This window comes from Candidatus Hydrogenedentota bacterium (assembly GCA_035450225.1).
GTDB lineage: Bacteria > Hydrogenedentota > Hydrogenedentia > Hydrogenedentales > SLHB01 > DSVR01.
Genome location: DAOTMJ010000044.1, coordinates 12,359 through 31,757, shown reverse-complemented (window position 1 = coordinate 31,757; position 19,399 = coordinate 12,359). Strand labels below are relative to the sequence as shown.

Sequence of the window (19,399 nt, the reverse complement as noted above, 5' to 3'; positions counted from 1 at the left end):
CGACTCAATTTGACATGACCCGCCCCAATCGCTTCCTTAGCCGGGGATTACGGGTACTAAATTTCCAGTTGAAAGACGGCGGGAATTGCGGTAGACTCGCGTTTGTATTGGCTGAAGTATTCACTCGAAGAATGGTTGCCGGACCCAATCCGGGGGGAATGGGAACGTGATGCGTGGCACGACATGCGGCATTGATAGCACTGGTCTTGGCGGCCGCCCCGGCGGCGACCGCCGCGACGTGGTTTGTGAACAAGGCGAATGCGTCGCCCACGCAAAACGGCCTGGCATGGTCAACCGCCTTCAGGGACATCCAGCCCGCAATTGACGCCGCCGCCAAAGGCGATGAAATCTGGGTGGCCGGCGGCACGTACGGCGAGGCGCGGGCCGATGAAACCGGCGCGGTGCTGATGAAAACCGGCGTGGCGCTGTACGGCGGCTTTGCCGGCAACGAGACCCAGCGTGATGCGCGAGATTGGACAACCCATCTAACCGTCATCAGCGGCGCCGCGGCGCGCGGAGGATCGGCCGCATGGCACACGATCATGGGCGCGGACGATGCTGTGCTGGACGGATTTGTCATCACGGGCGGCATCGCGTCGGGCACGGGCGATGCCGCCAACGGCGGGGGCATGTACAACGCGTTTGCCTCGCCGCTGGTTGTCCATTGCACATTTACCGGTAATGTCGCAAACGGTTTTGGGGGCGGCATTCACAACCATCAGTCGTCACCGGTCTTGTTTCTTTGCTCCATCGAAAACAATATGGCGGCTTTCGGCGCGGGCATGTACAATCACATCTCCTCGCCCAAGGCGGTCAACTGCACATTTGCCACGAACACGGCGTCGCAGTCAGGCGGGGCGGTCGCGAATCGCGGCGCATGTTCGCCGCTCTTTCTGGGCTGCACGATATCGGGCAACGCCGCAGGGGACGGCGCGGGTCTCGAAAACAACGACGCATGCACGCCGGAACTGCTCCGTTGCACAGTAAATGGCAATGTGGCGTCGAATGCGGGCGGCGGACTCGTGGCCCGTGGCGGGGCGACCGTTACAATGCGGCATTGCACGTTGTCGAACAATCAGGCGGCCTTCGGCGGCGGCGTGTATTGCGACACGGCGGTGGCGGAATTTTCGGATTGTTCCTTTATACTGAATGCCGCTGTTTCGGGCGCGGGCGGGGCGGTCTCGTTTGCAAACGCCTGGCCCCATGTCGCGCGATGCGCCTTTCGGGCCAACTCGGCCTTGCGCGGCGGCGCCCTGTATAATGCCAACGGGCCGCTGTTGCTGTCGAACGGCGTGTTCTGGGGCAACACGGCCACCAACGGTTCCGGAGGAGCGGCCTATTTCGAGGGCCCCCAGACCGCGCTCGTCGTGAATACGTCCTTTTCCGTGAATCAGGCGCAGAACGGCGGGGTGGGCGGCGCGGTCTACTGCGCGACAGGCGCGCCCTGCACCTTTTCCAACGACATTCTTTATGGCGACACACCCTCGGAAATCGGCGGCGCCACGCCCACCGTCATCTACTCGGACATCCAGGGCGGCCATGCGGGAACAGGCAACATTCAGACCAACCCCCAGTTTCGCGATGCCGCGGCGGGGGATTTGTCGCTGCTGGCCGGCTCGCCCTGCATCAACAAAGGCACGGCGGGCAATGCGCCCTCCAACGACATCCTCGGCACGCCAAGGCCGCAGCCGTCCGGCGGCCTTTTCGACATGGGCGCGTACGAATACGGCACGGCCGGACCGGTCGCGGATTGGCGCGCATCGCCGGAGAAAGGCATGGTTCCGCTGGCGGTCGCCTTCGCGGATCTTTCGCTGCCCGGCACGGCATCGCCGCTTTCGTGGCTCTGGGACTTCGGCGACGGCGCGACGAGCACCCAGCAAAACCCGGAGCACACCTACACGCGCGGGGGGACGTACACGGTATCGCTGACCGTCACGACGCCTGCCGGATCGCACACCCTGACGCGCGCCGCCCATATCGTGGTGGACGGCGGCCCCACGGCCGATTTTTCCGCGGCGCCCGCGTCGGGATCGCCTCCACTCTCCGTCCAGTTCACGGATGCGTCCGTCGCGGGCCGTTCGCCGATTACGAGTTGGGTGTGGGACTTCGGCGACGGCGCAAACAGCACGGCGCAATCGCCTTCGCATACCTACACAATCGCCGGCGTCCGAACCGTGACGCTCACGGTGGACAGCGCGACGGGTTCCAGCACAAAGACGATGATAGTCAATGTGGGCGGCCCCGCGGCCGCATTTACGGCGGACACGACAATCGGCTACGGATCGCTGAACGTTCAATTCACCAACCAGTCCACGCCCGGCACATCGCCCATTACAGGTTATCTCTGGAATTTCGGCGACAGCACGACCTCCACGGCGGCCAATCCCGGCCATACCTACTCCGCGCCGGGATTCTACACGGTCTCGCTGACGGCCACTTCCGCGGTCGGCAGCACGACGGAAACCAAGACCGATTACATCCGCGTGTACCGGCGATTTTACGTTGATGCCGCCAGCACGGCGTCGAATCCGAACGGCACGTCGTGGACGATGGCCTATAAAACGGTGCAGGCGGGTATTGACGCGGCCTTTGCGGCTGGAGCGCCCGCCGAAGTGTGGGTTGCATCGGGAACCTACGCGGAAACGCGCGCCAACGCGACCGGCTCGGTTGTGCTGAAACCGGGCGTGGACGTTTACGGCGGATTCGACAAATCCGAAACCACGCGCAGCCAGTGCAATCCCGAAACGAACGTCACCATTCTCGACGGCACGACCGCCCGGGCCGGCGCGCGCGCGTATCATGTCGTGCTGGGCGCCGACAACGCCATCCTCGACGGATTCACCATTACCGGCGGATGGGCCGACGACGGCATCGAAGGCAACGGATCGTCGGAGGACACCGGCGGCGGAATGCTCAATTATCGGGTCGCCCCGCGTGTTTCGCGTTGCGTGTTCACCGGCAACCACGCGATCGAGGGCGGCGGCATGATGAATGCCCACGCGGCGCCCGTCATCACGGCATGCGCCTTCACCGGCAACACGGGCAATCTCGACGCCGGCGGCTTGCACAATTACTTTGCCGACGCCAAGGTGTCGGAGTGCCTGTTCTCGTCGAACACGGCGGCGCCATACGGCGGCGCGGTGTACAACGAAAAATCGGCGGCGGTCTACACCCACTGCACGTTCACGGACAATCAGGCGGACTACGGCGGCGCCGCGCTCAATTACTATGCCGATGCCGTTTTTCAGGATTGCACATTTACCGGCAACCAGGCATTGTGCGGCGGCGCCGTGTATTCCCAACACTCCGCCCCCGTGTTCCGGCGTTGCTCATTCCTGAACAACGCCGTTCCGGACGCGGGCGGACTGGGCGGCGCGCTGTTCAATATCACGCTGGCAACCGTCACGCTCGACGCCTGCACGTTGTCCGGCAACACGGCGGAAACCGGCGCCGGCCTGTACAATTACGATCGCAGCCCCGCCTCGCTTGTCAACTGCCTGCTGGCGGGCAATGTGTCGGCGGCGGCCGCGGGCGGCATGTTCAACGGCGGTTCCAATTCAACCGTGGCCAACTGCACGTTTGCGGACAATCGGGCCGCGCAGGGCGGCGCGCTGTTCAATTATGTCTGCCCTTCGCCCGTCACCGTGCGGAATTCTATTTTTTACAACCAGGCGGCACAGGAAATTTCGGACATCGGCGGCGCGGCCACGCTTGCAACGTATTCCGACATCCGGGGAACGCCCGTATTCGCGGGAACGGGCAATATCAACACAAACCCCGTATTCACCAACGCGCCGAACGATTATCGCCTGGCATCTTCATCGCCGTGCATCAACACCGGCGTCAATGCCGGCGCGCCCGCCACGGACCTTGCAGGCACACCCCGGCCACAAGGATCGCGCGTGGATATGGGTGCGTTCGAATATTTCGTCGCGCCCGTGGCGGCCTTCACGGCCAACGTCCTGTCCGGACCGCAGCCGCTTACGGTGCAGTTCACCGATCAATCCTCCGCGGGCACCTCCCCCATCGTTTCGTGGCGCTGGGATTTCGGCGACGGATCGCCCGCCGGAACATCCGCGAATCCGTCGCATGTCTACACGGATGGGGGCAAGTACACCGTTTCGTTGACCGTAACGACAAGCGCCGGAAGCCATACGCTGATCAAGACGGACTATATCAACGTGTCGTCGGGTCCCACGGCCAATTTCTCGGCGTCCCCCCTGGCCGGCCTTGCGCCGCTGGCGGTTGCATTCCAAAACCTGTCGGTTGCGGGCGGTTCGCCCATTGTCGGATATCTGTGGGACTTCGGCGATGGAACGACCAGCACCCAGCCGAATCCATCGCACACCTTCGCCGCGGGCCTCTTTACGGTTTCGCTGACGGTCACCGCGCAGAACGGCGCGCAGGACACGCGAACCAACCCCGGTTACATTGTCGTGGATGCCGTTCCTACGGCCTCCTTCGACTGGACGCCCGCGTCGGGTTATGCGCCCCTGTCCGTCGCCTTCACGGATACGTCGTCGCCGGGCACGAAACCCATCACGGCATGGCTGTGGGATTTCGGCGACGGAACGACCAGCGCCCAGCAAAATCCATCGCACACCTATACGACAGCCGGCACTTTTACCGTGTCGCTGACGGTTACGAGCGACGCGGGATCCAACACCCGCACACAGCCGTCCACCGTTTCGGTCCAGCCGGGTGTCGCGCCCGGCGCCGCTTTCTCCGGCGCGCCGCTGACGGGATCGCGGCCGCTCGTTGTGCAATTCACCGACGAATCCGCGCCCGGCACCTCGCCCATCGGGCAATGGCTATGGAATTTCGGTGACGGGACGACCAGCACCGAGCAAAATCCGATGCACACCTACGACGCCACCGGCGACTTCACGGTATCGCTGACGGTCACATCGGCGGCCGGCAACTCGACCGAAACCCGGACCGGCTACGTTCACGTCGAACCCGGCATCCTGCCCATGGCGGCTTTCAGCGCGGCGCCGACATCGGGGTTCCGTCCGCTGACGGTCCAGTTCACCGACGAATCCACGGAAGGCACCAAAACGATCACCCAATGGGCATGGACCTTCGGCGACGGCGGCACAAGCGCCCAGCCCAACCCCAGCCACACGTATGCAACCCCCGGTGATTTCGACGTCTCGCTGACGGTTACAAGTTCCGTGGGCAGCGACACCCTGACCAAGATCCGCCTGATTCACGTCGGTTCGCTGGTTTATGTGGACAAGGACAACACGTCGGGCACGGAAAACGGCGCGTCGTGGGGAACCGCCTACCGCAAGATTCAAGACGGCGTCAATGCCGCCTCGGCGCTTGGCGGCGCGGAGGTATGGGTGGCGGAAGGCCTCTACAACGAGGCGCGATCCAATTCCAGCGGCGCCTTGATCATGGCCGAAGGCGTGCATCTCTACGGCGGGTTCGCCGGTTCGGAAACCGCCCGCGCGGAACGCGACTGGACAATTCGCAAAACAACGATTGACGGCACAACGTCCCGCAACGGCAATCGCGCCTACCATGTCATCATCGGCGCGAACAATGCGACGCTGGACGGCTTTACCGTCACCGGCGGCAACGCCGGCAACACCGGCAACGGGCGCGATCGCGGCGCGGGCCTTTACAACGTGGGCGTATCGCCCACCGTGATCCATTGCACGTTCCGGGACATGACGGCCAATTACGGCGGCGCCGCCATCTACAACGATTCATGCGCGCCGTCCATCCGCGCATGCCGTTTCATCAACAACATGGCTGTCGGCGGCTCGTTCTCGCAGGGCCGCGGCGGCGCAATCGCCAACATCTCCGCCACGCCCTCCATTGCCAACTGCATCTTCACGAACAATTTTGCGCGCGCCTCGCTTGTCGCCGCCGGACAGGGCGGGGCCGTGTACAACGCATCGGGCGCGCCTTCGATCGTCAACTGCACATTCAACGGCAATGCCAGTGAAAACGCTTTCGCATCGCAGGGCCAAGGCGGGGCCGTCTTCAATTATCAATCGGACGCCATGGTCAAAAATTCCATTCTGTGGCAGGATGCGCCGGATGAAATTCAAAACCAGAACGGCGCGCCGCGGATTGATTACAACGACGTCTCGGGCGGATATCCATCCGGCACGGGCAACATCAACACGGATCCCCTCTTCACGGACGCCGGCAACAATGATTTTTCACTGCGTCCGGAATCGCCGTGTATTGACAAGGCCGCTTCGGAAGGCGCGCCAAACGACGATTACCGCGGCATTCCGCGGCCGCAGGGTCTGAGCGCCGACATGGGCGCTTTCGAATACTGGGCGCCGCCCGTGGCGGATTTTATAGCCGCGCCAGCCGACGGATACGCTCCGCTCGACGTGGCCTTTACGGACGTGTCCGATCCCGGCACATCGCCGATTACAACGTGGACATGGGACTTCGGCGACGGGGAATCCAGCGCGGCGCAGAATCCGGTGCATCGCTACAATACTGCCGGTACATACTCGGTGACGCTGACCGTCGCCACCGACATTGCAAGCGACACGATCACTAAAACCAACGGCATCACCGTCGCCCAAGCCATCGCCCCGCAACCGGATTTCGAGGCCGACACGCCCGGCGGCGCGGCCCCGCTGACGGTCCAATTTACCGATCGTTCCGTCCCGGGCACACTCCCAATCCAGGAATGGAACTGGGACTTCGGCGACGGCGGAACCGGCACGGGGCCGAGTCCCGTTCACCTTTTTACCCTGCCCGGTGTCTATACCGTATCGCTCACGGTTTCCACTTTGATTCACACGGTAACCACGATCAAAACGGACTTTATCACGGTCGGTCCGCCCATACCGCCGTCGCCCGGCTTCACGTTCGATCCAGCGTCGGGCGCGGCGCCGCTCCTCGTGGCGTTTACCGACACTTCGATTCCGGGATCGTCGCCCATTGACAACTGGCAATGGGATTTCGGCGATGGCGAAACCATTCAGGGACTCCCCAATCCGTCGCATACCTATCTGAATCCCGGCGTCTATACCGTATCGCTGACGGTTGTCAGCGAATCGGGATCACCGACCTGGATCGTGAACGACGCCATCCACGTCACGCCGGCCACGACACTGCCCGGCGGCGGATGGGAAGCCGCCCTTTTGCTGATGGGACTCTTGGCGCTGGCCGGACGATCCGCGCGTATTCGGCAAACCCGAAACCGGCAATAAAAGCCATCTGTTTCCGCCGTCTTGGAATCAAAGCGGCCGCGCCATCACCAGCGCATCTTCGCGGTTGTTGTAATAATTTCTTCTGCGATACAGAACCTCGAATCCCATGCCTGTGTAAAGGGCCTGTGCGCGCAGGTTGGACGCCCGTACTTCAAGCGTGACCTGAGTGACGCCGAGACGCTTCGCCCGTTCAAGAATGAACTCCATCGCGCGGCGGCCGAAACCCCGCCGGCGATAACAATCCCGGACGGTTACGCTCGTGATATGCGCCTCGTCCACGACCAGCCAGAAACCAACATATCCCGCCACGCGACCCTCGAAAAGCATCACGTAAAAATAGGAGACGTTTTGTTCGATTTCCTGCCGGAACATGCGCTCCGACCACGGATCCGGATAGGCTTCACATTCGATGGCCAGCACCTCCGGAAGGTGCTCCTCCGCAATACGGACAAAGGCAAGGGTCTCCGGCAATCCCGATGCATCTGCGGATTGGCCCATGGCCCGCGCTTTCAAAGGACCGGGACGTCCGGCCGGGACCGGCGCGCGCGGTTTTCCTCGGCCTGTGATTGCCGAAGATACACGGGAGATACATGCGACGGGTCCGTGTCCATGCCCGATTGGACAAGATGGAACGCCTCCTGCGCCACCGCCGCGGCGCGCGGATTCAGGTGCATCGGCGGGACAATTCTTGCCCGCGGTCTCAATGCAAGGATGCGATCGCGATACATTGCGGCGCCATCGCCCAACAATATCGGCGCATCGGGAAAATCCGCCATGATGGCCTCCACCGGTCCCACGCGATCGGGTGAACATTTACGGCGGACACCCCCATCAAACGCGTAAACGGCCCCGTAAACTTCTTTCATCCGCGCGTCGAGCAAGGGACAGACTATTCCGTCGGAAACCGCCGCCAGAAGCGACATGGCATCGAGGGTCGGCACGCCCACAAGGGGTTTTCGGGCCGCAAGGGCCAAGCCCTTCCACGTCGCCACGCCAATCCGCACCCCGGTAAACGAACCGGGACCTATTGTTACGGCCAGCAAATCCACATCCGCCAAACACAGTCCCGTTTCCGCCAATAACCAATTCACGGTGGGAATCAAGCGTTCCGAATGGGCGCGCCCGCAGAGGACGGTCGTCTCGGCAAGAACGGCGGCGTCTTCGCACAGGGCAACCGCATTGAACGCGGTACACGTGTCCACCGCAAGGATTTTCATGAAAAAATGCCCTGGTGTAAGGTGTAAAAAATTAGGGGTTATCGCCGACGGCAGGAACCTCGGACTCATGCACGATAGGGTCGGGGTGCTCTCCGCTGATGATCTGTTTCATTTTCTTTCCGGGCCGGTAATTGACCACTTTGCGTTCGGGCACGGGCACCTGCTCGCCCGTGCGGGGATTGCGTCCGATACGCGACGCGCGTGTCTTGACCTCGAACACGCCGAAATCGCGCAACTCCCACCGGTCTCCCCGGGCCAATGCCTGTGCAATGGCATCGAAGGCGCTCTCGATGATCTTTGCCACGTCGCTCTGGGTCATGCCCAATTGCATGGCCACGCTGATTACCAGTTCCCGCTTGGTCATCGTCATGCGAAACGTCCTCCTCGTGCCGCGCGGAATTCGCACGACCCCGCGCAATTGCATCGCGAACGAAGAAAGCCCTTCACGCGATCGCATTATACCCGCGGCCCGAATGCCATGCAACAGGCCCGCGCAAACTTTTTCAGGACGCCGGGCGGCATGCCTGCCCGACGGATGGTTTCAACGGGAAAGCCAGCCAAAATCGTCCGAAATCGGCAACCGTTCGACTTCGAGCAGGGCGGCGATCATCGGCACGCCGTTTTCGACCCGCTGGTGCGGATTGACGAATTCCCAGACCACCGCGTGGTCCGGCGTGACCTCGAAGGCCCGTCCGCCGTTGGTTTCCGTAATAAGCGTGTTGCCGTTCGGAAGCCGCCGGACCGATCCGCAAAATGCCGAATCGAATCCGCCGTGCCGCCATGCAATTCGCTGCGTAAACGGGTCCACCTCGATGATTTGCGACTTGCCCCGATCCCCCTGGTTGTCGAAAACGAGCAGATTGCCGTTGTCGCACAGGATCGGTTCGTGCTGTTGCCTCCACAAGCCCGTCAAAGCCCATGCAACGGTTTCCCGATCCGGATCCACGATGGCGACGGTGTTGATCGAACGTATCGAAATCAACAGGTTGCCCTCGCGGAATAGGTCGGACCGGCTGGCATGCCGTCCGTCGAGAATCTTGACCGTGTTAGCGTGAAACACGTCCATCGTGTCCGGGCATAAATCCAGCAGCGCCGCATACGGCGATTGCGCAAAGCAGGCGGCGAGCGAAATCACGCGGCGGACCTGTCCGTCGGGCGCCAATTCCGTGACGGTGGGATGCAGGACCTCTTTCCGGGCGTTCAGGCAGGCCACGCGTTCGAGTTTCTGTGTCAGGACATAAATGGCGCCGTCCTTGGCGATGTCGAGATCGTGGTGGCATTGGCCGTCATGGCTCCACAACACATTGGAATCCTTGTCGAGTTTGACAAGACCAACGCCGTCGAACAGGGCGAACAACTCGCCATGCTCGCCCAACCGCACCCGGCGCCAGTACTGTGTCGCGGCATGGCGAAGATAGGACGGCGGGACATATCCGGGCCAGACGTCGCGCAACGCGCGCCGCCACGTGTGCAGCACACGTCCGTCCATGTCCATCAAGCACGCTTCAGGGGCGTGCCCGGAGTTGTACAGGTTGTATCCCGACTGGGCGGTCTCTCCCCTGTTCAACGTGACGCCACTTTGCGCGGGCGCGGGTTCATAGGCCTGCAGATAACCGATGGCGTCGAGTTCGGGGTGCTTCGTCCCTTCGGAAACGCGCGGCGCCCAATCGCCGGACACGTTCGCGCCGGAGGACGGCCCGTGCAGCCATCCACGGATGCAATCGCGCCACGCAAAAGGGATCCACTCGTTGCGATGCGCCAAATAACCCGCCGCAAAGGCGAAGACGGCGATGGCCGCCGCCGCGAACACTCGCGCGGCAAGCCTCACGGGGCGTCGCTCCGGATACGGCGTCCGGAGTGGAGCGGCGGGGCCACGTTCCCGGATGTCGCGCCCATGAGAAATGCCGTCTTTTTTTCGACTCGGCTGCTCATGGCCCGATATCCTGCGGAAACCCCCGAACAAATGCAAGTGGACAGGAACAAGATGGGCTTTATGGACGAAATAATCCCGGGAAGCGTTTCCCCTTTTGAACGACGTTTGCCTCGTCCTCTTTGTTCACAATAAAAGCGCCGTGTTCGGCGACCGACTCCCGGATTATCAGAGGTTTATCCCTTCTTTTATCGCCAGCAAAAGATAATGATCGCAGGCGTCCTCGTACAGAATCGTCCGCAGCCCGGCCCGTTCCATCAGTCGGACCATGGCGGGTTCTTCGGGCAATTCGTGTCCCTCGATCGCGCCGCCGTGGGCATTGTGCAAGGCGTTGATGGCTTCCCTGCCTTGACTGTGGCAGACCACGAAGCGTCCGCCGAAAACCAGGACCCGCGCCAGTTGCGCCACACAGGCCGCCTGATCCGTGAAATGGGGAAAGACGCTGTTGCACACGACCCAATCGAACACGGCATCCTTGAAGGGTGGCGCCAGCGCATCGGATTGAATGCAGGCGGTCCAATCCTTCCGGTATGCGGATCGGCGAACGGCCATGCGCAGCATCCCGAACGACACATCCATCGCCACGACATGTCGTGCATGCCCGTCGTCCGGAGCAAGCAGTGGAAGAAGAACGCCCGTGCCGCTGCCCACATCCAAGATCCTCGCTTCCCGCGGAATGTCCAACCGCGCCATCAACGCGGCCAGCCGCTCCGCATGGCACGAACACACCACGGCATCCCATTTTTCCGCCCGCTCGTCGAAAAAGTCCCGAATCCGCCGGTTCATCCCGCCGTGTCCACCCGCTTCCATGGCAATCCTTTCTTTTTTGGCGACAGCGCCGTGCAAATCGCAAACAGCAGCGACGAAGCCACCACGATGGCCGCGCCCGCGGGCAAATCCCACGCATAGGACGCCAGCAGGCCAACCCAGCAGGCGCCGGCCCCAAACAGCGCCGAAAGCGTCAACATGCGGTTGAAACGATAGGTGATCTGCATGGCCGAGGCGGCCGGATTGATCACGAGGCAGTAAATCAGCAGGCCGCCGATGGCGCGCAGACTCACGGCGATGGTGACGCCCGTGGCAAACAGCATTCCGTAGAACACGAGGGTGGCGGGAATGCCCACGGCCGACGCGACCGAACGATGGCAGGCCGTGGCGTGAATTTCCTTGTTGAACAAGACCATTCCGATCACAATCGCGGCCGTTACACCGCCCAAAAACATCAGATCCGAATGGGACACGGTCAGGATGCTGCCCCAGAACAATGAAAGCGCTTCCGTATGCGATCCGGGCGCCAGGCCAAGAAACAAGAAGGCCAGTCCTATCATCAGCGAAAAAATGATCCCTATCGAGGCATCCGGGCTCAGTTCGCCCCGGTCGGACAGCGGACCCACCAGCGCCGATGCGGCCAAACTATAGCCGAGCGCGCCCAGCAACGGATCAAATCCAAGCCACACCCCCATGAGCGCGCCCGCAAACGCCGCGTGCGCAATGCAAACCCCCAGAAACGACAGGTGCATGGTGACCACAAACGCGCCCACCAACGAACAGGAAACACCGGCAAAGAGGCCCGCGAGTAGGGCGTTCCATAAAAACTCCTGCCCTGAAAACATGCGTATTATCCCCCCGGATCGCCGCCGCGGTTGTCCGCGAACGGCGCCGCGTACAGGCTGTCGAGCAGTACGGATTTCAGCATCGTTTCACGGGGACCTTCCCGCCAGACGGTCCCGTCTTTCATCAAAACAAGCCGGGTGCATTCTTCGGGAAGCGCGTCGAGGTCATGGGTCACGTAGAGCGTGGTGGCGTCCGTGGCGCGGTGGATGTCCTGGATAAGACGCAGGATATCCTGCTGCGCCCGCGGATCGATCGAAGCGGCCGGTTCGTCGAACAAAAAAAGATCCGGCATCTGAACGATCGCCCGCGCAATGGCCGTTCGCTGGTACTCTCCGCCGGACAACTGCCCAATGGGACACTCCGCCAAGTGCGCAATGCCGGTCTGATCCAGCGCTTCCGCGATCTTTTGCCGGTCGAGGCGGGTGGGACGGTGGAAAAATCCCAGCCGACCGGCCGCGCCCAGGCATACAGTCTCCCTGACAGTCATGGGCAGACGCGGATCGATGCGTTCGACTTGGGCGACATATCCAATGCGGCGCCGCAACCGATGCGGCCAACGCGAAGGCAGCGCGACGCCCAAGGTTCGGATCGCGCCGTCGGCAAGGGTGGCCATCCCGTTGATTGCCATGAGGAGGGTGGTCTTTCCCGCGCCATTGGGGCCAATCACGCCCACGAATTCCCCGCGGCGCACGCCCAACGTGACATTGCGCAGCACGCACCGGCCATTGCGTATCACCGTGGCGCCGCGAATATCAACCGGCCGATCATCCATGGCCGCCGCGCCATTGGGCAATCGCCGCGAGGAGCCGGTCCACGTTCAAATGCAGCGTTGCCTCCCACGTATCCGCGCCGGTTTCCGATCCCGGAAAATTGGTCAGAACCACATGCGCCGCCCCCGTGCCGCGGGCAAGGGCTTCGCCTGTCTTTGCATCCCCGCTTTGCAGGTTGTCTATCACAAGCGCCGCCTTGCTTTCCCGCGCACGGGAAATCAACGCTTTCATGCGTCCCATGCTCATGCCTTCCGCGCGGCCAAACGTGCCCACCACGTCAATCCCCGCCCAACGGGCAAACGCCTCCTGTTGCTCGTTGCAAAGCGCCTTGATCCCGCCCACGCCGCACGCGTCGAGCCGCGCCTTTTCCCGCGCCCCCGCCGCAATCGAATCGGCGGCGATGGCTTCCGCCGCGGACATCAGCGCCCCGGCGCGTTCAGGCCACACCTCCCCTATCCTATCGGCCGCCGCGCGGGCGGCTCCGGCGCGAAGCGCGGGAAGCATCCAATTGCCGGGTGCCGGCACGACACACACGCGCGATTCCGGAAGTTTCGCCGCCCGGATGGCCGACGCCACGTTCGGCATGTCCCGTTGCCAAGGTTGGAGTACGAGGAGCCGGCAGGCTGCCAGCGCGGCGATGTCGCCGGGACGGACATCGTAATGACCGGGGCACATGTTGGGCGGCAGCAGCGGCCGGACCGAAACCGGCGGCCCCATCAACCGTTCCACCAATTCGCCGGCCAGCGACGTTCCCGCCACGATATCGCCCTCCGGCGGCAAGGCATGAACCGAGGGCGCCCAAACGGCCGTCATCCAGAAAAGAATTGCGATTCCACCGATCGAACCGGCAATCCCGGCGCGATGGCGCCGAAAAGGTATGATATTTTTCATGATCGTAATACTAACAAAGGCCGCGCCCGGTGTGCAACCGCGTGGGCCTAAAAAAGAAAAAATGCCGGGAGGGGGCGCCCGGCATTAATGGGGGTGGAGATGCCGGGAGGGGGCGCCCGGCATCTCCGGTGAGGTGCGTCACTCCGGCATTGCGCCGGAGGTCCGCAGAGGATTAGACATCCTCTCTTCGGGGGAAGATCTAACCAAACACCTTTCGGCGAAGGACTATCAGACTCAGGATGGCCATCGCCACGCCTGCGGCGATTCCCGCCGCAATGGCCTTCCCAGTCCCGCCCGCGGGACCGTTTTCGGTCTCCATTCGGGACGTCGCAGCCCTTCCTTCAGGGTTGGACCTCGTTGATTCAAATGTCTTTATGGCCGCCAGTCGCGCCGCTTTGTCTTGAGCGGCCTTTTGGGCCGCCGGCAAATCGTTCGCACCGGTTTTTTCTGTTTCGTCCGGCTTCGCGGAATTCAAATTGTCTAAACGTCCGGCGCTTGGTGTTGCTATGGCGTCGCGCGCTTCTCCACGCGACTGAAGCGCCTCTTCGTATTGTTTGAGCGCCTTGCCGGATAACGATGCCATCTTGTCATCCCGGCTTTCCTGACGATTCAGACCTGGCCGCGCCGCTGATGCCTCGCGCTCCAAAACTAATCCTGCCGGATGGTTTCCTTGGGGCTCTCCGCGCACAGGGTCGCTGGTCTTTTCCGCGTCCGTTTTATCAGGCGCCGTTTCCGCCGGTTCATCGGTTTCATCCGGCTGGCCGGTAGGCGTATACGGCGCAACGGCGCTTTCGATAATGCCGCCGTCCGTCGTGGACAGGGTTGGCCGGCTAAGGCCAAGTTTCCACTGGCCCGGCCCCGCGTTGGGCGTCCGTTCCATGACAACCCGAGCAATCTCGCCGGATGTCAAGGCTGTCTGGTTCATTCCCATCATGACCACCACATACTCGCCGGAAGCCGCCTCGTTGGCCATCACGCGCTTGTCGGCATCCGCCGCCGCGCTTCCCGCTATCGCGGAAACCGGACGCAGCACTTGGGGATCGTAGGTGATGCGAAAGTCGGCTGCGGCTACTCCCGCGCCAACGTTCCCGCCCAAATACACCGGAATCGTCACCTGATTCGATTCAACTGTCGGTTCGCCAATCTGCAGCACACCTTGCGCAAATGCCACAATCGGTATTGCCGCCGCTACGGCGAATATCCACGGTCTCATTCGAGATACCCCGTGGAAGGTCTCATCGCAACCTTCATGGTTAGTGTAGCCCATTTGCCGTTATAACGCAATAGCCTTGTTCGATGTTGACCCCGATGCGAACATAATTTATAAATCATTATAAATCAATGGATTATCTATTTTACAGAAAACATGTTTGTATTTTTCTTTACAATTTTTCAACATCGTATTCGCCAAAGGGTTAAATTTATTTGTAATCCAGATTACAAATAAGGCCATTGGGGGAGACCTAATCCATTATTCCTTGTTTGAATTTCCGGTATCGCGATCATTGGAGTTCGGAGACGCCGACGATGGTGGATCCGGTTTTCGGGTGCTGGGAAACAGGGAGCCGATTTCCGTGAAGGCGTCATCGCCCTTGAATAAATAATAACGCATAAACAAGGCGAACAAGGACCACCATGCGGCCAGTTTGAAGAGGGCGGCGCCGTAGAGCACAATCCGGTGTTCAAGCACGGGGGCTTTGTGCGCGGTAAGCACGGATCCCGGATCCACGGGCATGAAGGCCAGAAGCGCGACAATGGCCATCTGCAACGCCTTGTCCTGCGCGGCGCCGGGCGAATCGCCCCCGTCGCGGCAGCGGTGATACACGAACACGGCGACGTATCCCGCAAAGGCCACCGTGAGGGCATGCGGCGAATTCACGAGCGCGCGCTGGGTCAGCACGCCGCCCGCCTCCCGCAGCATCAGGAACACCGGCTCGGGAACGAGGCCGGCCATGAACAAAACCATCCACAATAGGAATGTGACATATCTCCATGGATCATGTTGCCGTGTCGCGTCCACCATTTCCTCCTCGGGCCCAACGCACAATGACCTGCATTCGGCCGCAGACGCCGGAACAGGTCGTATTGGAACAAAGCACGGCCCGCAAAGTCAATCGCGGCGCGCGGGAACGCCACGCCGTGTCAGGCGAGGAAGACTTCCTCCTTGGTATCGGCGGCACGGACAATGGCATCGGCGACGGCGACGGCGTCGCGGGCATCGTGCAGATGCAGGCGCCGGGGCGGCTTCCCGTCGAGCCCATCGAGGAACTCGGTGAACTCGGAGACAAGCCCGTCCAGGTGCAGGTTGTCGAGTTTCATCGCGATGACGCGTTCGGGCCGGCCTTCCCCGAAAACGCGCACCGGCGCCTGGGCGTCGTGGGTGTTGATTTCGATGTGGCCGCGTTCGCATACGATCCGCATGGTGGCGCGCAATCCTGCCGGGGGACGGAACACGAATCCGCCCTCGACGACGGCCATGACGCCGTTCTCGTGGGACAAGATCCCGCCCACGTAATCGTAACCGCCCTGTTCGTGCCGGTGTCCCCGGGCAACGGCGGATCGCGGACGGCCGATATACCAGCGCAACAGATCGATATCGTGAATGAGCAAGTCGAAGATTACGCCGCCGCCCTGTGCCGCGTCCATGCGCCACGAGCGCCCGCCGCCGCAATGCATCCGGCTGGCGTACGCGGCGCGGGGCGCGCCCAGGCTTCCTTCCGCCAAGAGGTCCTTGACGGCCGCATAGGCCGGAATATGGCGGGCGAGGTGTCCCGCCATCAGTAGACGTCCGCTTTCTTCCGCCGTGCGGATCAGCGCGTCGGCGTCCCCGGGCGACAGGGCCAGCGGTTTTTCACAGAAGACGTGTTTGCCCGCGCGCAGGGCGGCTTCGGCGAATGTTCGGTGCAGGTGATTGGGCACACAGACGCATACCGCGTCAATGTCCTCCGAGGCGATTAGGGCATCCGGCGAAAACGCGCGTGCGCCCGCGGCCTCGCCTTCCTCAAACGGTTTGCCCGATTCCCGCCGGGCGTAACCGGCCACGCATGCGCGCTCCGGCATCCGTTCCAGCGCTTTGACGTGCGCCGCCGCGAAGTGCCCGGCGCCCAGGATTCCAAAACGAATCATCCGCGCCTCCTTGCGGTCCGCCTGTAAACGCACAAGAGCGGCTCGCCGGCCGCTCTCGTGTTTAACTTGCGTGCAACCCCATGGCCGCGGCGGGTTTCGCCGCCATTCGATCTAGGCTTCTTTGTGTTCGCCCATGCCGACCAACTCGATCCGGGCCATTTCGGCCGCATCGCCCGCGCGGTTGCCCAGGCGAAGGATGCGGGTATAGCCGCCGGGACGCTGCGCGAACGCGGGGCCGATAGTGGCAAAGAGATCCGTCACGACCTTCTTGTCGCGCAGGGCCGCGAAGGCCCGGCGCCGGTTCGCCACGTTGTCGTTCTTGGCGAGGGTGATGAGCGGTTCCGCGAACATGCGCAGTTCCTTGGATTTCGCAACGGTGGTTTCAATGGCATGGTGGGTGAACAACGCGACCGCCAAGTGTTTCATGGTCGCCTTGCGATGGGCCATCATGCGGCCCAGCCGTCTCCCTGATTTGCGGTGCCTCATGGCGTATATCCTTCCGGTTATTCTTCTTCGTCGTCTTCGTCTTCATCGAGGAGCACGATGGGCGCGGCGGAGTAACCCGGCACGCTCATGCCCAGGGACAACCCCAAGCCCTCAAGGAGCGCCTTGATTTCATCGAGCGATTTCTTGCCGAAATTCGGGAAATCGAGCATCTCGGATTCCGTGCGGACGACGAGATCGCCGATGGTGCGAATGTTGGCGGCTTTCAAGCAGTGCGCGGCGCGCACGCTCAATTCGAGTTCCTCGATGGGCCGGGCCAGCGTGGCCGCCAATTCGGCGCTGTCGCCGCCGCGTCCGCCATCCTTGCCGCTTTCGGCCTCTTGGGTCGTGAAGATGCGGAAATGGTCAATGAGCAAATCGGCGGCTTCCTGGACGGCCTTTTCGGGCGAAATGGAGCCATTGGTCCAAACATCCAACAAAAGGCGGTCGTAATCGGTCACCTGCCCGACGCGCGCATCCTCGACCTGGAAATTGACTTTCGTCACCGGCGAGAAATTCGCGTCGAGATAGATGGTGCCGAGGGGCGCGTGTTCGAGTTCGAAGTGTTCGGCGGTCACATAGCCGCGTCCGCGGGCCACCTTGATCTCCATTTCAATCTTGGCGGACTTCGACGTCACGGTAAAGATGACAAGGTCCGGGTTGAAAACATCCACATCGGCGTTCTTGAAAACCTCTCCGGCGGTAATTTCGCCGGCTCCTTTGTGATGAAAGGAGAAGATGATCGGCTCCTCGCGATTCAGGCGCAACTGGCAGCGTTTGAAATTGAGCACGACGTCGGTCACGTCTTCACGCACGCCGGGAATGGCGGAAAATTCATGCTGTATGTCTTCGATTCGGATCGCGGTGACCGCGGACCCTTCGAGCGACGCGAGCAGCACGCGCCGTAGCGCGTTTCCGATGGTCGTTCCATAGCCGCGCTCGAAGGGTTCAATCACGAAGCGCGCATAGCGTTCGTCCGCATCGTCCTCGGTTTTCACCCATTTCGGAGTCACAAAATCTTTTGCAATCATGTATCTTGACCTTTCGCCAAGCCCGCGCGCGCGCGGGTTCATTCGCATGGGCCGCAGGAATTCTCCGGCCTTGCCGCCCGAAGTTCAACGAGCCGGCGGAACGCGCCCGGCGTCCGCCGCCAACTGCCGGTTACACGCGGCGACGTTTCCGCGGCCTGCATCCGTTGTGCGGAATGCGGGTCACGTCGCGGATAAGCGTAACATCGAGACCCGCCGCCTGGATGGCCCGGATGGCCGATTCGCGTCCCGCGCCGGGGCCGCACACGTAGACGCGGACTTCTTTCATGCCCGCGTCGAGCGACTTGCGCGCGGCCTGCTCGGCCGCCAACTGCGCGGCGAACGCCGTGCTTTTTCGGGAACCGGAAAAGCCGGCCTGCCCCGCGCTCGACCATGCCACCACGTTGCCTTGCATATCGGTAATCGAAACGATGGTATTGTTGAACGATGCCAAAATATGGGCGATGCCCGACGTCACATTGAGCGCCGAGCGGCGCTTTTTGGCCGTCTTGGCCTTGCCGGGTGCGGTTCTTTTTTCCTTGGCCACGCGTCAAATCCTCCTATTTCTTCTTAATGGTCGCCCGCCGCGGTCCTTTGCGGGTGCGGGCGTTGGTGTGCGATCGCTGTCCACGGACAGGCAGGCCGCGCTTGTGCCGAAGGCCGCGGTAACAATTGATGTCCATCAAACGCTTGATATTGGCGCTGACTTCGCGGCGCAGATCGCCTTCCACCTTGTAGTCGTTTTGAATAATGGTGGACAGTTTGCTGACTTCCTCGTCGGTCAGATCGCGCACCCGGGTATCGCCGTTCACACCGGCCTTGCCGAGCACTTCCCGCGCACGCGTCAACCCTATGCCAAAAATGGACTGAAGTCCGGCCTCCACGCGCTTGTCGCGCGGAAGATCCACACCCACTACACGAGCCATGAACTGTTTTCTCCTACCGTTGTCGCGCCCGAATCGTCCGGCATGAACCGGTTATCCCTGGCGCTGTTTGTGCCGCGGATTCTCGCAGATCACGCGAATGCGCCCGTGGCGCTTGATTATCTTGCACTTCTCGCAAATTTTTTTCGTCGAACTGCGCACTTTCATCGTTATTGCTCCATCCCCGCGCGTTGGCGGGGTGTTTCATCCGTTCAGGGCCTTGTACG

The 19,399-nt window shown here is 62.0% G+C and carries 17 protein-coding genes; 1 reads left to right on the top strand and 16 read right to left on the bottom strand.

The genetic code is table 11. From position 1 onward, the window contains the following. Positions 1–173 precede the first annotated feature (173 nt). On the top strand, positions 174–7,190 hold the full coding sequence (locus P5540_17040; protein HRT66525.1) for a PKD domain-containing protein: 7,017 nt from the start codon (positions 174–176) through the stop codon (positions 7,188–7,190). Between the two features lie 27 nt (positions 7,191–7,217). On the opposite strand, the gene rimI is transcribed toward P5540_17040, so the two are convergent. The 16 genes from rimI to rpmJ form a co-directional block, all read right to left on the bottom strand. Then, positions 7,218–7,688: a ribosomal protein S18-alanine N-acetyltransferase gene (gene rimI, locus P5540_17035; protein ID HRT66524.1), complete on the bottom strand. Its 471-nt coding sequence runs from the start codon at positions 7,686–7,688 to the stop codon at positions 7,218–7,220. 11 nt (positions 7,689–7,699) lie between these two features. After that, positions 7,700–8,407 carry a tRNA (adenosine(37)-N6)-threonylcarbamoyltransferase complex dimerization subunit type 1 TsaB gene (tsaB, locus tag P5540_17030; protein HRT66523.1) on the bottom strand — a complete coding sequence of 236 codons (708 nt, stop codon included), beginning with the start codon at positions 8,405–8,407 and terminating at the stop codon, positions 7,700–7,702. 31 nt (positions 8,408–8,438) lie between these two features. Further along, the gene (locus P5540_17025) at positions 8,439–8,777 is read right to left on the bottom strand and encodes an HU family DNA-binding protein (GenBank protein ID HRT66522.1); all 339 of its coding nucleotides are present in this window, start codon (positions 8,775–8,777) and stop codon (positions 8,439–8,441) included. Positions 8,778–8,948: 171 nt separating this feature from the next. Next, the gene (locus P5540_17020; protein ID HRT66521.1) at positions 8,949–10,235 is read right to left on the bottom strand and encodes an arylsulfotransferase family protein; all 1,287 of its coding nucleotides are present in this window, start codon (positions 10,233–10,235) and stop codon (positions 8,949–8,951) included. A gap of 270 nt (positions 10,236–10,505) precedes the next feature. Then, positions 10,506–11,147 (bottom strand): class I SAM-dependent methyltransferase, encoded by a 642-nt coding sequence (locus tag P5540_17015; protein HRT66520.1) that lies wholly within the window; start codon positions 11,145–11,147, stop codon positions 10,506–10,508. Further along, on the bottom strand, positions 11,120–11,950 hold the full coding sequence (locus P5540_17010) for a metal ABC transporter permease (protein ID HRT66519.1): 831 nt from the start codon (positions 11,948–11,950) through the stop codon (positions 11,120–11,122). Before P5540_17010 ends, P5540_17015 begins: the two co-directional genes overlap by 28 nt. A gap of 5 nt (positions 11,951–11,955) precedes the next feature. Beyond that, positions 11,956–12,723, bottom strand: a complete 768-nt coding sequence (locus P5540_17005) for a metal ABC transporter ATP-binding protein (protein ID HRT66518.1) — start codon at positions 12,721–12,723, stop codon at positions 11,956–11,958. Then, positions 12,716–13,612, bottom strand: coding sequence for a zinc ABC transporter substrate-binding protein (locus tag P5540_17000; GenBank protein HRT66517.1), 897 nt, complete (start codon positions 13,610–13,612; stop codon positions 12,716–12,718). Before P5540_17000 ends, P5540_17005 begins: the two co-directional genes overlap by 8 nt. 199 nt (positions 13,613–13,811) lie before the next feature. Then, on the bottom strand, positions 13,812–14,825 hold the full coding sequence (locus P5540_16995) for a cohesin domain-containing protein (GenBank protein HRT66516.1): 1,014 nt from the start codon (positions 14,823–14,825) through the stop codon (positions 13,812–13,814). A gap of 258 nt (positions 14,826–15,083) precedes the next feature. Beyond that, positions 15,084–15,566, bottom strand: coding sequence for a hypothetical protein (locus P5540_16990; GenBank protein HRT66515.1), 483 nt, complete (start codon positions 15,564–15,566; stop codon positions 15,084–15,086). Positions 15,567–15,754: 188 nt separating this feature from the next. Then, the gene (locus tag P5540_16985; protein ID HRT66514.1) at positions 15,755–16,738 is read right to left on the bottom strand and encodes a Gfo/Idh/MocA family oxidoreductase; all 984 of its coding nucleotides are present in this window, start codon (positions 16,736–16,738) and stop codon (positions 15,755–15,757) included. A 111-nt stretch (positions 16,739–16,849) separates the two neighbouring features. Then, positions 16,850–17,224, bottom strand: coding sequence for a 50S ribosomal protein L17 (gene rplQ / locus P5540_16980; GenBank protein ID HRT66513.1), 375 nt, complete (start codon positions 17,222–17,224; stop codon positions 16,850–16,852). A gap of 17 nt (positions 17,225–17,241) precedes the next feature. Continuing rightward, entirely contained in the window at positions 17,242–18,252 is a 1,011-nt protein-coding gene (locus tag P5540_16975; GenBank protein HRT66512.1) for a DNA-directed RNA polymerase subunit alpha, read from the bottom strand. Between the two features lie 130 nt (positions 18,253–18,382). Continuing rightward, entirely contained in the window at positions 18,383–18,796 is a 414-nt protein-coding gene (gene rpsK, locus P5540_16970) for a 30S ribosomal protein S11 (GenBank protein ID HRT66511.1), read from the bottom strand. Positions 18,797–18,809: 13 nt separating this feature from the next. Then, positions 18,810–19,175, bottom strand: a complete 366-nt coding sequence (gene rpsM, locus P5540_16965; GenBank protein HRT66510.1) for a 30S ribosomal protein S13 — start codon at positions 19,173–19,175, stop codon at positions 18,810–18,812. A gap of 51 nt (positions 19,176–19,226) precedes the next feature. Continuing rightward, positions 19,227–19,340, bottom strand: a complete 114-nt coding sequence (rpmJ, locus tag P5540_16960; GenBank protein HRT66509.1) for a 50S ribosomal protein L36 — start codon at positions 19,338–19,340, stop codon at positions 19,227–19,229. Positions 19,341–19,399: the final 59 nt, after the last annotated feature.

Coding starts and splice junctions, on each gene's coding strand:
- rimI (HRT66524.1), bottom strand. CDS start 7,688: ATGGGCCAATCCGCAGATGCATCGGGATTGCCGGAGACCCTTGCCTTT.
- tsaB (HRT66523.1), bottom strand. CDS start 8,407: ATGAAAATCCTTGCGGTGGACACGTGTACCGCGTTCAATGCGGTTGCC.
- P5540_17025 (HRT66522.1), bottom strand. CDS start 8,777: ATGACGATGACCAAGCGGGAACTGGTAATCAGCGTGGCCATGCAATTG.
- P5540_17015 (HRT66520.1), bottom strand. CDS start 11,147: ATGGAAGCGGGTGGACACGGCGGGATGAACCGGCGGATTCGGGACTTT.
- P5540_17010 (HRT66519.1), bottom strand. CDS start 11,950: ATGTTTTCAGGGCAGGAGTTTTTATGGAACGCCCTACTCGCGGGCCTC.
- P5540_17005 (HRT66518.1), bottom strand. CDS start 12,723: ATGGATGATCGGCCGGTTGATATTCGCGGCGCCACGGTGATACGCAAT.
- P5540_17000 (HRT66517.1), bottom strand. CDS start 13,612: ATGAAAAATATCATACCTTTTCGGCGCCATCGCGCCGGGATTGCCGGT.
- P5540_16995 (HRT66516.1), bottom strand. CDS start 14,825: ATGAGACCGTGGATATTCGCCGTAGCGGCGGCAATACCGATTGTGGCA.
- P5540_16990 (HRT66515.1), bottom strand. CDS start 15,566: ATGGCCGGCCTCGTTCCCGAGCCGGTGTTCCTGATGCTGCGGGAGGCG.
- P5540_16985 (HRT66514.1), bottom strand. CDS start 16,738: ATGATTCGTTTTGGAATCCTGGGCGCCGGGCACTTCGCGGCGGCGCAC.
- rplQ (HRT66513.1), bottom strand. CDS start 17,224: ATGAGGCACCGCAAATCAGGGAGACGGCTGGGCCGCATGATGGCCCAT.
- P5540_16975 (HRT66512.1), bottom strand. CDS start 18,252: ATGATTGCAAAAGATTTTGTGACTCCGAAATGGGTGAAAACCGAGGAC.
- rpsM (HRT66510.1), bottom strand. CDS start 19,175: ATGGCTCGTGTAGTGGGTGTGGATCTTCCGCGCGACAAGCGCGTGGAG.
- rpmJ (HRT66509.1), bottom strand. CDS start 19,340: ATGAAAGTGCGCAGTTCGACGAAAAAAATTTGCGAGAAGTGCAAGATA.